This is a genomic window from Cronobacter sp. HA18003 (genome assembly GCF_011605905.1).
Classification (GTDB): domain Bacteria; phylum Pseudomonadota; class Gammaproteobacteria; order Enterobacterales; family Enterobacteriaceae; genus Cronobacter; species Cronobacter sakazakii.
Map to the genome: position 1 here is coordinate 163,974 of NZ_JAANQO010000025.1, position 14,069 is coordinate 178,042.

At 55.7% G+C, this 14,069-nt stretch carries 14 protein-coding genes; 8 read left to right on the plus strand and 6 right to left on the minus strand.

Features of this window, described 5'->3' with window-relative positions; translation table 11 throughout:
• Window positions 1–5: 5 nt before the first annotated feature.
• The 6 genes from G6041_RS18355 to G6041_RS18380 all read left to right on the plus strand — a co-directional run bounded on the left by G6041_RS18355 (window position 6) and on the right by G6041_RS18380 (window position 7,027).
• On the plus strand, window positions 6–980 hold the full coding sequence (locus G6041_RS18355; protein ID WP_012126229.1) for a fimbrial protein: 975 nt from the start codon (window positions 6–8) through the stop codon (window positions 978–980).
• A gap of 118 nt (window positions 981–1,098) precedes the next feature.
• Window positions 1,099–1,662 carry a fimbrial protein gene (locus G6041_RS18360; RefSeq protein WP_012126228.1) on the plus strand — a complete coding sequence of 188 codons (564 nt, stop codon included), beginning with the start codon at window positions 1,099–1,101 and terminating at the stop codon, window positions 1,660–1,662.
• 696 nt (window positions 1,663–2,358) lie between these two features.
• Window positions 2,359–2,919, plus strand: coding sequence for a fimbrial protein (locus G6041_RS18365; protein WP_012126227.1), 561 nt, complete (start codon window positions 2,359–2,361; stop codon window positions 2,917–2,919).
• Window positions 2,920–2,976: 57 nt separating this feature from the next.
• Window positions 2,977–3,552: a fimbrial protein gene (locus tag G6041_RS18370; RefSeq protein WP_012126226.1), complete on the plus strand. Its 576-nt coding sequence runs from the start codon at window positions 2,977–2,979 to the stop codon at window positions 3,550–3,552.
• A 270-nt stretch (window positions 3,553–3,822) separates the two neighbouring features.
• Window positions 3,823–5,223 carry a nucleobase:cation symporter-2 family protein gene (locus G6041_RS18375; RefSeq protein ID WP_004387709.1) on the plus strand — a complete coding sequence of 467 codons (1,401 nt, stop codon included), beginning with the start codon at window positions 3,823–3,825 and terminating at the stop codon, window positions 5,221–5,223.
• 121 nt (window positions 5,224–5,344) lie between these two features.
• Complete coding sequence (locus G6041_RS18380; protein WP_012126224.1) at window positions 5,345–7,027, plus strand: AsmA family protein; 1,683 nt, start codon at window positions 5,345–5,347, stop codon at window positions 7,025–7,027.
• Between the two features lie 296 nt (window positions 7,028–7,323).
• Here the strand turns inward: G6041_RS18380 and fabY are convergent, their stop codons facing one another.
• From fabY to G6041_RS18410, 6 genes are all read right to left on the minus strand, one after another.
• Complete coding sequence (fabY, locus tag G6041_RS18385; RefSeq protein WP_007853129.1) at window positions 7,324–8,265, minus strand: fatty acid biosynthesis protein FabY; 942 nt, start codon at window positions 8,263–8,265, stop codon at window positions 7,324–7,326.
• A 44-nt stretch (window positions 8,266–8,309) separates the two neighbouring features.
• A complete protein-coding gene (gene dtd, locus G6041_RS18390) occupies window positions 8,310–8,747 on the minus strand; it encodes a D-aminoacyl-tRNA deacylase (protein ID WP_004387705.1) in 438 nt (145 codons plus the stop codon).
• Window positions 8,744–9,613 carry a virulence factor BrkB family protein gene (locus tag G6041_RS18395; RefSeq protein ID WP_012126223.1) on the minus strand — a complete coding sequence of 290 codons (870 nt, stop codon included), beginning with the start codon at window positions 9,611–9,613 and terminating at the stop codon, window positions 8,744–8,746. The genes dtd and G6041_RS18395 overlap by 4 nt, the downstream gene beginning before the upstream one ends.
• The gene (yihX, locus tag G6041_RS18400) at window positions 9,607–10,206 is read right to left on the minus strand and encodes a glucose-1-phosphatase (RefSeq protein ID WP_004387703.1); all 600 of its coding nucleotides are present in this window, start codon (window positions 10,204–10,206) and stop codon (window positions 9,607–9,609) included. The genes G6041_RS18395 and yihX overlap by 7 nt, the downstream gene beginning before the upstream one ends.
• A gap of 109 nt (window positions 10,207–10,315) precedes the next feature.
• A complete protein-coding gene (locus G6041_RS18405; RefSeq protein WP_041460648.1) occupies window positions 10,316–11,122 on the minus strand; it encodes a DeoR/GlpR family DNA-binding transcription regulator in 807 nt (268 codons plus the stop codon).
• Window positions 11,123–11,158: 36 nt separating this feature from the next.
• Window positions 11,159–12,058 carry a sugar kinase gene (locus G6041_RS18410; protein WP_041460647.1) on the minus strand — a complete coding sequence of 300 codons (900 nt, stop codon included), beginning with the start codon at window positions 12,056–12,058 and terminating at the stop codon, window positions 11,159–11,161.
• 211 nt (window positions 12,059–12,269) lie between these two features.
• On the opposite strand from G6041_RS18410, the gene yihU reads away from it, so the two are divergent.
• Both yihU and yihT read left to right on the plus strand, forming a co-directional pair.
• A complete protein-coding gene (yihU, locus tag G6041_RS18415; RefSeq protein ID WP_012126220.1) occupies window positions 12,270–13,169 on the plus strand; it encodes a sulfolactaldehyde 3-reductase in 900 nt (299 codons plus the stop codon).
• Between the two features lie 24 nt (window positions 13,170–13,193).
• Window positions 13,194–14,069 (plus strand): sulfofructosephosphate aldolase, encoded by an 876-nt coding sequence (gene yihT / locus G6041_RS18420; protein ID WP_012126219.1) that lies wholly within the window; start codon window positions 13,194–13,196, stop codon window positions 14,067–14,069.

Below are 14,069 nucleotides of genomic sequence, written 5' to 3' on the forward strand. Positions count from 1 at the left end.
AGATTATGAACATCTATTTTCGACTGGCGAAAAGCGCCGCAATAGCCATGTTAATAAAAGGTCTGATAGCGCCAGTATATGCCAGCGACTGTAACCTGAAACAAAATCCTTCGAATGTGACAATACCTGTTACGGTCCAGTTGCCAGACAACATCACAATGATGCCGGTCGGCAGCGTTATTTATAAAAAAGAAGCGAGTCTGGCCGAACTCAGTGGATCGCACGATATTATTAGCACAGCGTGCAAAGCTGAAATTAGTCAGCTCCTTAATGGAAAGATGCCAGGCCGACAAAATGGGCAAGACACCTATGCCACGGCATTACCAGGCCTGGGTATTCGCATCACGATGATCTATGACAAACCGGGATCCGCACACAGAGAGTGGATATTGCCCTTTTCAGCGCAAACGCGTGACTTAAGTAATAAAACGATTACGTCTGATGATATTAAACTGCGGCTGGAAGCGATAAAAACGGGGACGATAACGTCGGGCGGCATACTCAGTTTTCGTATTCCTTCTCTAATAACGCTTAATGACAACTCTTTTGTCGTCAATCTGGCGATGGCCCTTATTTCACCGAAAGCGCACTGCATGATTCAGGTGGTGAACCCTCAGATTGACTTGCCGCCTGTCAAAATCAGCGAGCTCAAGTCTAATAGCGGAATAACAGCGCAATCGGTCAATGTAAATTTATTGTGTATGAATACACGCAGGGCCAGCATCAATATTGAAGGTTTAACCGATGCGAACAACCCGACCGTATTCAAAAACGTAGCGCCAGATAGTCATGCCGAGAATGTCGGTATTGAAATGTTATTTAATGGCACAGTAATGCGTCCTAATTCACCGCTGGATTTATCATTACCTAACCAAAACAGTTATCCATTACCGCTTTCTGTTCGTTATGCAAAAACCAGCAACAATTTGTCAGGAGGTAAAGTAAAAGCGCAAATCACCTTGCGTATAAATTATCTTTAACAATGTTAATAAGCATATAGAATTTATTTGCCAGAAATATGGAAAAGTATTCTTGCGCGTTATGTGCAGGATTGCTTTTCGCCTATTTCAATGTAAAAATTTTAAAGGATATAAAATTATGAAAAAGTCTGTATTAGGATTAGCCGTTTCTGCACTGTTTATGGTTGGCGCAGCTCATGCTGAAACTAACCCGAACGATGTTTCCGCGACACTGAGCGTAACCGGTACAGTTGTAGAAAGTATTTCTGATCAGTGTTCCGTAAACCTTTCTACCAACAGCATTAACCTTGAAAGCGATGTAGCTGACCTGGTCAACCAGGGCGATGCAACGCTGATCAATGCGGCCGGTGTGAAAACCGTTCGTCTGTCTATTAATGGCGGGAGCGAATGCCAGGATCAGGTTGCTCAGGGAAAAATGGCATATAAATTCACCGGTACTGCAGATGACGCTGACGGCACCGTACTGGCCAATGGCAATGTTTCCACTGGCGCAGCGACAGGTGTAGGCATCGGCCTGTTTACGGTTAATCACACGCCAATCAAAATTAACCAGGACACCATGGCTGCAACGTCTAACGTAGGCGGCGACATTCTGGCCATCAATATGGTTAAACTGAATGGTCAGAAAGCCGTTGCGGGTGACGTAGCGGGTTCCTTAACGATTGAAATTGAACGTCTGTGATTTAATTACAGCGCCGTGTAATTAATATTTGAACATTCTGAAAATATAATAATGCAGGCACCCTTACAGGGGTGCACTGCATTTATAAAGTTGCACCTAATAAATTCGTTTAATTTTTAGGTCAGCAACTGCAGCATATAAAACAGTTATACTGGCTGACAACTGATGGCCGGAAGTGCCTGACTTCCAATGCATAATGTAAGTAATCTGGCAGCAGATTAAGAAAATACACCGCCTTAAAGCATTAAGAGCAAGCGATTTTCCCGGAACGCTCTCTACCTTCTTGTATAAAGACGACACCCCGGGCAAGGCACTCTGAAGCAAGGGTTAAAGATTTCCGACTTACTGCTGAAGATAGTATTTCAGGGGCATTGTTGAGCCATAGATTCTAAGCATCATCTAAGGCGATTCGTCCCGTGGCCGTCTTATTACCAGAATTTAACACCCATACTTAAAAGAACGCGAATAATTTATGCAGGCATCGTATGACTGCAATGTATCGGCGACGTCAGCGTTGATGCCGTACAGCCTTAGAAACCAGGTAAATACCCTAACATACTTACATGACTAAACATGACTTATTTTCAAAATGTTAAATTCAAAAGTTAAACATGGAGGAGCTAACGCCTGACCGGCATTGAATTTCGAATGTTTGAATAAGTGTACCATCTGTATAAACAACTGTAAGGGAACAACATGAAAAAAAATTTTTTTAAAATAACGCTTTCTGCTCTGCTGCTGGCAAGTACAGCTCATGCAATAGCGGAAACACAGGATCAATCCGCAACCCTCGCTGTCACAGGCAAAGTTAGTAATACTTCGGCAGCCTGCCAGGTGACTTTGTCAAAAAACGTTATCACTCTTAACTCAACATCCGGCAGCCTGATTGAACAAGGGCAAAATGCCACCGATCCCGCTCTCATCACCTTTTCAGTTAAGGGTTCGGCTGACTTTACGCAATGCAGTGAAGAAGTTTACAACGGAAAAGTTGCCGTTAAATTTACCGGCAGCTTTGACAATGCTGACGGTAATGTTTTTTCGAATACTGACACAAGTGGAAATGCCGCCTCTGGTGTAGGTATTGGTTTATTTAAGGGTGATAAAACGCCTATTGATGTACGTGAAACTTATACCATTGCGGATAAGACAAATGATTCCACCAACATCATTGGGATACAGTTAGTAAAACTGAAAGGCCAGACGGTTACTTCCGGCTCCGTCACAGGCAATATTACGTTCCAGATAGAGCGTCTTTAATCCATTTTTTACTGAAATACATATTTACCTATTGAGATTCATGTCAAGGAGAAACTCATGAAATTAAATAAAATCACAGGATTAATGATTACTGGCTTGCTCTTCGCAGGCGCGGCTCAGGCAAGTGTTTCGTCTGAGGATGTGCCCGCCTCACTGTTTGTCACCGGAAAACTTTCTTCTGTAAATCAAGGGTGCAGAGTTTCACTTTCTCAGGAGAGTGTTTCTTTTACGGTTGACGCGTCACAACTGGTATCGCAGGGAGATAACGCTACCGCTCCCCAGGCCATTTCCGTTTTTATCAATGGTGCTGATAAAGACGGGGCCTGCGCCGATGCCGTTTCAAACGGTCATATCGCGGTGAAATTTATGGGGCAAGCTGATAATGCTGAAGGCACAACTTTAGCAAATCAATATGCGTCCTCAGGGAACGCAGCCAGCGGTGTGGGCATTGGTTTTTTTGCAGAAGATGACACGCCTCTTGCTATTAATAATGACTTGTTAAAGGTCAGCAAAATCACTTTATCGCATTTAGGTAAAGTCAGCTTCGGCGTCCAGCCGGTTAAGCTGGCTAACCAAAATGTCACCGCTGGCGGTGTTTCAGGCGCAGTCACGGTACAGATCGAACGGCTTTAATTTTTTACCGCCTTTCCAGTGGAAAGGCGGTTTTTCCTGTTCGCCCTAAAACTCACTTCATTTTTTAATGCGTGTCAGCAGTAACGATGCGCAGACATTAACTTTGTTCGTGTCATGAATATCTGTCAGGCAGCACAGACTGATGGCGGTAAATCGCGTCGTGGATACGGATTTCCGTTTTTTCAGACGGGTATGCTCGCCGTTTGCAATCGTTTGCTTTTGTGATGCACTTCGCTAGAATGTCCGCTTTTCCACCGTGGGATTATGTCGATGTCCATTAACACCCTTGAGTCTGAAAACGCGCAATCGGTTGCGCCCGCGCGAAATAGCGAACTCATCTATCGTCTGGAAGACCGGCCGCCGCTGCCGCAAACGCTGTTTGCCGCCTGCCAGCATCTTCTGGCGATGTTCGTTGCGGTGATTACGCCTGCGCTGCTGATTTGTCAGGCTCTTGGACTCCCCGCGCAGGATACCCAGCACATCATCAGCATGTCGCTGTTTGCCTCCGGTGTGGCATCGATTATTCAGATTAAAGCGTGGGGGCCGGTCGGCTCCGGGTTACTTTCCATTCAGGGCACCAGCTTTAACTTTGTGGCACCGCTCATTATGGGCGGGACGGCGCTGAAGACCGGCGGCGCGGACGTGCCAACGATGATGGCCGCGCTGTTCGGCACTCTGATGCTGGCGAGCTGCACCGAAATGGTCATCTCCCGCGTTCTTCACCTGGCGCGCCGCATTATCACGCCGCTGGTTTCCGGTGTGGTGGTGATGATTATCGGTCTGTCGCTGATTCAGGTCGGGCTGACGTCAATTGGCGGCGGCTATGCTGCGATGAGCGATCACACCTTCGGCGCGCCGAAAAACCTGCTGCTGGCAGGCGCAGTGCTGGCGGTAATCATTCTGCTTAACCGCCAGCGTAACCCGTATCTGCGCGTTGCGTCGCTGGTGATTGCGATGGCGGTGGGTTATCTGCTGGCCTGGGCGATGGACATGCTGCCGCAAAGCGTGGCACCTGCGCAGAGCGCGCTGATTATGATCCCCACCCCGCTGCATTACGGGCTTGGCATCGACTGGAACCTGCTGTTGCCGCTGATGCTGGTCTTTATGATCACGTCGCTTGAAACCATCGGCGATATCACCGCCACCTCTGACGTCTCCGAACAGCCCGTTTCCGGCCCGCTGTATATGAAGCGCCTGAAAGGCGGCGTGCTGGCGAACGGTCTGAACTCGTTTGTCTCCGCCGTGTTCAACACCTTCCCGAACTCCTGCTTCGGACAAAACAACGGCGTTATCCAGTTAACAGGCGTCGCCAGCCGCTATGTCGGCTTTGTGGTGGCGCTGATGCTGATTGTGCTCGGCTTGTTCCCGGCGGTCAGCGGTTTCGTTCAGCATATCCCTGAGCCGGTGCTGGGCGGCGCGACGATTGTGATGTTCGGCACCATTGCGGCGTCCGGCGTGCGTATCGTCTCCCGCGAGCCGTTAAACCGCCGCGCGATCATGATTATCGCGCTGTCGCTGGCGGTGGGCCTCGGCGTTTCTCAGCAGCCGCTGATCCTGCAGTTCGCGCCGGACTGGGTGAAAAACCTGCTCTCCTCCGGCATCGCCGCGGGCGGCATCACAGCCATTGTGCTAAATCTGATTTTCCCGCCGGAAAAACAGACCAACGACTGATCCCCTGCCGATGGCGGCGCGGTGCCGCCATCGCTGACACCTCCGTTGACAATCCCCGCCTTGAGCAATTCGCCTGAATAGTGCATAAATCCATCATCGGAAGTTCACAGGATGGAAGACAATGAAATTTCTCGGAAAGCTCATCATTGCGCTGATCGCCGCCGTTCTGCTGATTCTGCTCGTGCTTTACGTGCTGTTGCAGACGCGCTGGGGCGCGGGCTGGCTCACCGGCTGGGTGAATCAGCACAGCGGCTATCACATCACCTTTGATGAAATGGACCACAGCTTTTCCGCGCCTTCGCATCTGGTGCTCAAAAATGTGACGTTCGGGCGCAACGGCCAGCCCGCCACGCTGGTGGCGCAAAAGGTCGATATCGGGCTGAGCAGCCGACAGGTCACCGAGCCGATGCACGTCGATACCATTTTGCTCTACAAAGGCACGCTGAATTTATCCCCTTCCACCGCGCCGCTGCCGTTTCGTGCCGACCGCCTTCAGTTAAGCGATATGGCGTTTAACAGCCCGAAAACCGGCTGGGATCTCAGCGCGCAGCGCGTTAGCGGCGGTATCAGCCCGTGGCTGCCGGAGGCCGGGAAAATCCTCGGCAGCAAAGCGGATATCGCCCTGAGCGCAGGCTCGCTGACGCTAAACGGCATGCCCGCCAGCAATGTGCTGGTGCAGGGCGAAATTAACAATGACGAAGTGACTATCACCAATCTCGGTGCCGATATCGCCCGCGGCGCGCTTACCGGCAACGCGCGTCGGTTAGCGAACGGCGGCTGGGTGGTGGATAACCTGCGCTTAAGCGATATCCGTCTGCAAACCGCGAAATCGATAAGCGATCTGCTGCAACCGCTGACAACGCTCCCCTCGCTTGCGCTTGGCCGCGTTGACGTGACCGACGCGCGGCTTGAAGGGCCTGGCTGGGCGGCAACCGATCTGGATATCAGCCTGCGCAATCTGACGCTCGTGAACGGCAGCTGGCAGAGCGATGACGGCAAGGTGTCGATGAACGCCAGCGAGGTGGTTTACGGCTCGCTGCATTTCCTCGACCCTATCGTGAACGCCGATTTGTCAGCGCAGGGCGTGGCGCTGCGACAGTTCAGCTCGCGCTGGGAAGGCGGCATGGTGCGAACCTCCGGCGTCTGGCAGCGGGCAGGCAACGCGCTGACGCTCGACGAGCTGGCCCTGGCGGGGCTTGAATACACGCTGCCTGCCGACTGGAAAAAGCGCTGGCAGGAGAAGCTGCCCGCGTGGCTGCAAACCGTGACGGTGAAAAAGCTCTCCGGCAGCCGAAATTTGATTATCGATATCGATCCTGACTGGCCGTTCCAGCTCACCGCGCTGGACGCGTGGGGCAATAATCTGCAGCTGGCGCGTAACGGCGAATGGGGGATCTGGGGCGGCAACGCCACGCTGAACGCCGCCGCCGCGACGTTTAACCGCGTCGATGTGCGCCGCCCGTCGCTGACGCTGAACGCGAACCCTTCCACCATCGCCATTAGCGAGCTGAGCGCGTTTGCGGGCCAGGGCATGTTGCAGGCCACCGCGACGATTTCTCAGTTACCGCAGAGAATGACAACGGTGAGCCTGAATGGTCGCGCGGTGCCGGTCAACGTGTTACATAACTGGGGTTGGCCACAGGTGCCGCTGGAGGGTGACGGTAATTTACAGCTCACCGCGAGCGGCAGTCTGGCGGCAGACGCGCCGCTGCGCCCAAGCGTTAACGGGCAGTTGCAGGCGACAGGGAAAAGCGGGCAGCAGGTCCAGCAAATTATGCAGAACGGCGTGGTGCCGGGGACGTGATGGCCCTTATGGTGTAGGGCATGTAGGAAGCGACGGCAGGTGCGCTGCGCTTACCTGCCCTACGTTATCGCCTTAATGTCAGGGATCGTAGGGTGGGTAAGCGCAGCGCACCCACCAAACCCACCAGCACCAGTTCCCGTAGGGCGGGTAAGCGCAGCGCACCCACCAAAATCACCAGCACCAGTTCCCGTAGGGTGGGTAAGCGCAGCGCACCCGCCAAACCCACCAGCATCAACCCTCGTAGGGCGGGTAAGCGCAGCGCACCCGCCGGATCAAAAAACACCCGGCCCTGACGCCTACTCCTCCTCGTTGCCGCCCTCTTCCAGTGGCCCGAAAGGTTTGGCGGGCAACACAATATAAATGCCTTCAAACACCGCGCCGGGCGTCTCGTCGCCTGTGAGTTCCACCTGCAGCTGCACGCGCGCTTTACGCCCGCGCGCCAGACGGTCAAGATCGCCGCTGAGCGACCCTAAATCGGCCACCGCGCCGGGCTTGCCGGTAATCGGTCGGCTGTAGCGAATATGCGCGTCGGCCAGAATAATCGTCCCGCCCAGATGCCGCTCGCGCAGCATCAGCCAGATAAGCCCCCAGCCCGTCAGCGTCGCCAGGGAAAACAGGCTGCCTGCGAACAGCGTATGGTGCGGATTCTGGTTGCCGGTCTCCGGCATCGTCGTAATAAATTTCTGCCCGGTATATTGCAGGATGCGCACGCCCATCTTTTCGCTGAGCGGAATATGCTGATACCACGCCTGCTGCAACTGCGCGCACCAGTCGGCGCGGTGGAGAATATCATCCAGCGAGGCTATCGGTTTAATCATCAGAAAGTGGCGCAGCGGCGTGGTTTGCGGCGTGGTTATCTCGCCTTCATTCACAAACCCCAGCTTGGCGAAGAACTCCACGGCATCCTCGCGCGCGCTACAGACCACGCGCTTCACGCCTTCCTGGCGCGCGACCGACTCCAGCGTCATCGCCACCAGCGTGCCGAGCCCTTTCTCCTGCACCGCCGGGTCGACCGCCATAAACCGGATCGAGCCTTCGTTATCGGCATTGATATAGAGCCGCCCGATGGCGACAGGGTTGCCCTCTTCATCCACCACCATCTGATGGTGAGCCATCGCGTCGTAGGCGTCCCGCTCTGAGCCTTTCGGCTGATGCAGCGGCTTGCGTAACATCTCCCAGCGGAACTGGTAGTAGCGCTCAAGTTCTTCTTCTGTTTCGGGTACACGAAGGTGATACATAGCGGTACTCTCTCTTGTTGTGCGCGGCCACGATGGCATCTGGTTCATATCTGCAACCAGAACGTCACGGGGCCGTCATTCGTCAGTGAGACCTGCATATCGGCGGCGAAACGTCCTGTTTCGGTGGTCATGCCCGCGGCCCGGCAGCGACTGACAAAATAGTCGTAAAGGGCTTGCGCCTGCTCAGGCGGCGCGCCGCGCGAAAAGCTCGGGCGCAGGCCTTTTTCGGTATCTGCCGGTAACGTAAATTGCGATACCACCAGCACGCTGCCGCCCGCCTGCTGCACGTTCAGGTTCATTTTGCCCTGTTCGTCGCTAAAGATGCGATAGCCGAGCACGCGCTCGCACAGGCGGTTCGCTTTCTGCTCGTCGTCGTCTTTTTCGACACCTAACAGCACTAAAAGTCCCGGCCCGATTTCACCCGTCACTTCGTCTCCCACGCGCACGCTGGCGTGGGTCACACGTTGAATTAATGCAATCATACTGATTCAGCTTCTTCTCTGGCGGCCTGTCGTAATTTGCGATAATCCCCGAGAGTGACAGTAATTTCCGCGCCAAGCAAGACGATGCACCACGTCCAGTAGACCCAGAGAAAGAGAATAGGGATCACCGCCAGCACGCCATAAATCAGCTGATAAGAAGGGAACATCGTGATGTAAAGAGCAAAGCCCTTTTTGCCCAGTTCAAAGAGCAGCGCGGCCACCAGAGAACCAATCAGCGCGTCGCGAGCCGGCACGCGCGTCGTCGGCACCACGCTGTAAAGCAGCCAGAACGAGAGCCACGACAGCAGCAGCGGAAAAATACGCAGCACGTCGTCAATCATGGTGTTAAAGCCGCTCGCCCAGCGCAGCGACAACAAATAAGAGCTAATCACCAGGCTCGCGCCTGCAAGCAGCGGGCCGAGCGTCAGGATCATCCAGTAAACGGCAAAGGAGTAGACTTTTGGCCGTTGACGGGTGCTGCGCCAGATAGTGTTCAGCGCGCTGTCGATGGCGTACATCAACAAGAGCGAGGTAACAATCAACCCCAGCGCGCCAACGGCTGTCATCTTGCTGGAATTAGCGACGAACTGTTCGATATAACGCTGGATGATGTCGCCCGTGGCGGGCATAAAATTGGCGAACACAAAATGGCGCAGCTGAACGCTGACGTCAGAAAACATCGGGAACGCGGCAAACAGCGCAAAAATGACCGCGACAAACGGCACGAGCGAGAGCAACGACACATACGCCAGGTTACCGGCAAGCGTCGTCATATGATCCTCATCGATTCGCACCCACAGCAGCTTAAGCCAGGCGAGCAGCGGCCCGGTTCGACGGGCCACTTTTTGATGAACGGATTTTAACATGCGGGATTCGAGAAATAGCTGGGCACAGTTTTACGGTCAGTCACCAGCACGCTGGTAATGCCCACTTTGCGCGCGCCGTCGATATTCGCCTCGTTATCATCGAAAAACACAGCGTCGCGGGCGCTAAAGCCTTCCTGCTCCAGCACTTTCTGGTAGATTTCCGGCTCCGGCTTGCGCATCCCCATCTCCTGCGAAAGATAGATAGCGTCGGCGGCGGCCCGCACTTCCGGATACTGTTCCGGCCAGTATGTCGTATGCAGCCGGTTGGTGTTGGAGAGCACCACCACACGATGCCCCTGCTCGCGCAGTTGCTGCATGATAGTAATCACTTCCGGGCGCAGCCCGACAAACACCGCCTGCCAGCCCGCGGAGAACTGCTCAAAGCTCAGCGGCAACGCCATTTCTTCGCATAGCGCCTTCGCGAAATCCTCGTCGCTCAGCTCGCCACGCTCGTGCTGATGAAACGGCTCGCCCATGGAGAAACTCTGGCGCAGATTCGCCAGCGGCACGCGGCTGTAATCACTCCAGACGCCCAGCACGCGGTTAAAGTCGATATCTACAATGACATTACCTAAATCAAAGATATAGAGCATGACTCACTCTCCTTTCGGGCCATGTGAATGTTAACTGTAGCGAGAAAGGCGAACTTTGACTATGTGCTAACGCGCGGGTTTTGCATCGCCCGCGCGCGGCGTAAGAAAATTAGTGGTCGGTGGCGTCGTCGCCAGACGGCAATTCCGCCTGCACCAGCTCAATCTGATGGGCTTTTAAAATCGAGTTCAGCGATGCGCCAGGCTGCCGGTCGGTAAAGAGCGCCGTGGCCTGCGAAAGGTTGCCAATACTGACCGCCGCCGAGGCGTGGTATTTCGTATGATCGGCCGCCAGTAAGATATGCCGCGAGTGGGCCATCATGGTTTTCACCACGTTCGCCTCGTTCACGTCAAACTCCAGTAGCTCGCCGTCACTCTCAATGGCACCGACGCTCGTTATCAGATAATCCGCACGAAATCCTTCTATGAACGCAGAAGCCCCCGGGCCGATAATGCCGCCGTTGTGCGGGCGCAGCGTCCCGCCGGGTACCATCACTTCAAACCGACTGTTTTTATAGAGAATATGCGCCACGCGCAGGCTGTTGGTAATAATGCGCAGATGATTATGATTCAGCAGCGCGCGCGCTATCTGCTCTACCGTCGTGCCGATAGTAATAAACAGCGTGGAGCCGTCCGGCACATAGTCGGCGATCGCCTGAGCTATCGCGATTTTCTCCCCGGTCATGGAGATCTCGCGCTGCTCAAACGCGGTATTCACCACGCTTGACGCCCGCCCCGCGCCGCCGTGATGTCGGGTAATCAGTCCCTGTTCGCTTAGCTTGCGAATATCGCGCCGCACCGTCTGGGTGGAAACATCCAGCAGTTGCGCCAGCTCGTCGATATTCATATATCCCCGCTCGGCGATAAGCCCGATCAGCTGATCGTGGCGCGGATTGCCCGTCACTCCGGTAAGGCTCATGAACGATCCCCTTAAAATCATTGCTCGCCGGGCATTTTATACAAAAAGAGACAGAAAAGAGCGGGTTTGATCACAGTCGGGGATCCCGGCGCGCCCGCCAGGGCGGGTGCATTTCAGCGCGGCGACGGCGCTGGCGAAGCGCACCGCCTCCTGCGGCGATTCGCCGCGAGCCAGCATTACCGCCAGCGCGCCGTGAAAAACATCGCCTGCCCCGGTGGTGTCCACCGCCTCGACCGTAAAGCCCGCCTGACGGTGCAGCGTGTCGTCATTTTCAAGCCACAGACAGCCCTCTTTACCAAGCGTGACGTAAACATGACCGTTCGTGAGCGTTTTTGTTGTTTTAAGGGCGTCCTGCGGCGCTAACCCCGGCGCCAGGCGCGCCAGCCCCGGCGCGGAGAACGCGGCGTGATCGCTTAAAGCCACCAACGAACGAATATCCTGTGGTGTCACGTCGCCATCCAGTAGCGTCATCACACCCGCCCGGCGCGCCAGCGTTAACGCGCGGGTCGCGCCTTCATGCCAGCGTACGTCCGCCAGCACGGCGTCGTAACGGCCGAAGTCGATGCCATCGAGCCAGTCCGCGTCGTCAGGCAAATCGGGGCTCGGATAGTTAACAATCACTCTTTCGCCCGCGGCATCAACAAGAATGGCCGACTGCGACGAACGCGCACCCGTAATCTGGCGCGCCCGCGAGGTGTTAACGCCCAGCGATTCCAGCTCCGCAAAGAGTTGCGCGCCCGTCGCGTCATCACCGACGCGGCCAATAAAATCCACCTGCGCGCCCAGTCGCGCGGCCGCTACAGCCGCCGTAGCGGCCGGGCCGCCGCCCACTTCGCGGTACTGTTGCGCCACATATTTGCCACCCTCATGCGGCAAGGCTTCCAGCGTATAAATGCGATCCTGTACGGCGATACCCACACACGCGATGCGAACCATAGCTTCCTCTCTGTTTGCGCTCAGGACGGGCCTGCGCCCGTCACGATTCCTGTCAATCAACATAGCGGCATTTTAATTTTCCCGGATCGTAAAAAAGTGATAGCTGTCAATTTTTTGACTTTAAATTACAAATACGCTCATAAACAGACAAAAATAGTCCACCATGAATGACAAAACTGACATCCCGCTTTTACGCTGACAGGAGCATGTTATGGCGACGATTGGATTTATCGGACTGGGACAGATGGGCGCGCCGATGGCGGCAAACCTGCTGCGCCACGGGCACCGGTTGCAGGTGTGCGATGTAAACACCAGCGCCGTGGAGACGCTGGCGTCAGAGGGCGCGACGGCGTGCGCCACGCCACAGGCTGCCGCCCAGGGCGCGGAATTCGTGATTACCATGCTGCCGAACGGTGATCTGGTGCGCGAGGTGCTGCTTGGCGATAACGGCGTCTGCCAGTCGCTCTCCCGCGAGGCGCTGGTTATCGACATGTCCACCATTCACCCGCTGCAAACCGACAGGCTGATAAGCGATCTCGCCGCGCGCGGCTTCAGCATGATGGATGTGCCGGTGGGCCGTACCTCGGATCATGCGAAATCCGGCACGCTGCTGCTGCTGGCGGGCGGAACGCCGGAGCGGGTGACGCGTGCCGAGCCGGTGCTGATGGCGATGGGTTCAGAGCTCATCCGCGCAGGCGGGCCGGGAATGGGCATTCGCGTCAAGCTTATCAATAACTACATGAGCATCGCGCTCAACGCGCTCTCCGCCGAAGCCGCCGTGCTGTGTGAAGCGCTCGGGCTTTCGTTCGATGTGGCGCTGCAGGTGATGAGCGGTACGCCTGCCGGTAAAGGCCACTTCACCACTTCCTGGCCGAACAAAGTGCTCAAAGGCGATCTCTCACCCGCCTTCATGATTGACCTTGCCCATAAAGATTTAGGCATCGCGCTGGACGTGGCGAATCAGCTGCATGTGCCGATGCCGCTTGGTGCTGCCTCGCGGGAAGTCTACAGCCAGGCGCGCGCCAGCGGGCGCGGTCGCCAGGACTGGTCCGCCATTTTAGAACAGGTTCGCGTCAGCGCCGGGCTGACGCCGCGCCAGGCCACGCTTTGACATTCACCCTTAAGGAAAACGTTGATGGAAAAATACACCCTGAAAGAGATTGCCCGCCCGTCTGGCGGATTCGCCATGCTGGCGGTGGATCAGCGCGAAGCGATGCGCCTGATGTTCGCTGCCGCGGGCGCGGCGACGCCGGTCACCGATGCCGTACTGACTGACTTTAAGCTCAACGCCGCGCGCGTTCTTTCGCCGTACGCATCCGCCATTCTGGTGGACCGCCAGTTCTGCTACCCGCAGGTGGTGGAGCAAAAGGCCATCGCAGAGAGCTGCGCCATGATTGTCGCCGCCGACCAGTTTATCCCCGGCAATGGTATTCCCGTCGACAGCGTGACGCTGGATGACGCCATCGACGCGCAGGCGGTGCGCCAGCAGGGCGGCAAAGCGCTCAAGCTGCTGGTGCTGTGGCGCAGCGATGAAGACTCACAGCAGCGCCTCGCGATGGTGAAAGCCTTTAACGAGAAATGCCACGCGCAGGGGCTGCTGAGCATCATCGAGCCGGTGGTACGCCCGCCGCGCCGCGGCGATAAGTTTGACCGTGAACAGGCGATTATCGCGGCGGCGAAAGAGCTCGGTGATAGCGGAGCCGATCTCTATAAAGTCGAGATGCCGCTTTCCGGGCGCGGCGATGCCAGCACGCTGCTTGGCGCGTCGCAGAAACTGAATGACCAGATCAACATGCCGTGGGTGATCCTCTCCTCCGGCGTCGACGAAAAGCTCTTCCCGCGTGCCGTGCGCATCGCGATGAGCGCGGGCGCCAGCGGTTTCCTCGCCGGTCGCGCTGTCTGGTCGACGGTTATCGGGCTGCCGGATACCGACATGATGTTGCGCGACGTGGCGCTGCCGAAGCTACGCCGCTTAGGGGAAATTGTGGACGACATGATGGCTCGCCGCTGA

Bases quoted from the DNA above. Each gene is read 5' to 3' on its own strand.
- fabY (WP_007853129.1), bottom strand. From the start codon at position 8,265: ATGTATCACCTTCGTGTACCCGAAACAGAAGAAGAACTTGAGCGCTAC.
- G6041_RS18355 (WP_012126229.1), top strand. From the start codon at position 6: ATGAACATCTATTTTCGACTGGCGAAAAGCGCCGCAATAGCCATGTTA.
- yihX (WP_004387703.1), bottom strand. From the start codon at position 10,206: ATGCTCTATATCTTTGATTTAGGTAATGTCATTGTAGATATCGACTTT.
- yihT (WP_012126219.1), top strand. From the start codon at position 13,194: ATGGAAAAATACACCCTGAAAGAGATTGCCCGCCCGTCTGGCGGATTC.
- G6041_RS18365 (WP_012126227.1), top strand. From the start codon at position 2,359: ATGAAAAAAAATTTTTTTAAAATAACGCTTTCTGCTCTGCTGCTGGCA.
- yihU (WP_012126220.1), top strand. From the start codon at position 12,270: ATGGCGACGATTGGATTTATCGGACTGGGACAGATGGGCGCGCCGATG.
- G6041_RS18380 (WP_012126224.1), top strand. From the start codon at position 5,345: ATGAAATTTCTCGGAAAGCTCATCATTGCGCTGATCGCCGCCGTTCTG.
- G6041_RS18375 (WP_004387709.1), top strand. From the start codon at position 3,823: ATGTCCATTAACACCCTTGAGTCTGAAAACGCGCAATCGGTTGCGCCC.
- G6041_RS18395 (WP_012126223.1), bottom strand. From the start codon at position 9,613: ATGTTAAAATCCGTTCATCAAAAAGTGGCCCGTCGAACCGGGCCGCTG.
- G6041_RS18370 (WP_012126226.1), top strand. From the start codon at position 2,977: ATGAAATTAAATAAAATCACAGGATTAATGATTACTGGCTTGCTCTTC.
- dtd (WP_004387705.1), bottom strand. From the start codon at position 8,747: ATGATTGCATTAATTCAACGTGTGACCCACGCCAGCGTGCGCGTGGGA.
- G6041_RS18405 (WP_041460648.1), bottom strand. From the start codon at position 11,122: ATGAGCCTTACCGGAGTGACGGGCAATCCGCGCCACGATCAGCTGATC.
- G6041_RS18410 (WP_041460647.1), bottom strand. From the start codon at position 12,058: ATGGTTCGCATCGCGTGTGTGGGTATCGCCGTACAGGATCGCATTTAT.
- G6041_RS18360 (WP_012126228.1), top strand. From the start codon at position 1,099: ATGAAAAAGTCTGTATTAGGATTAGCCGTTTCTGCACTGTTTATGGTT.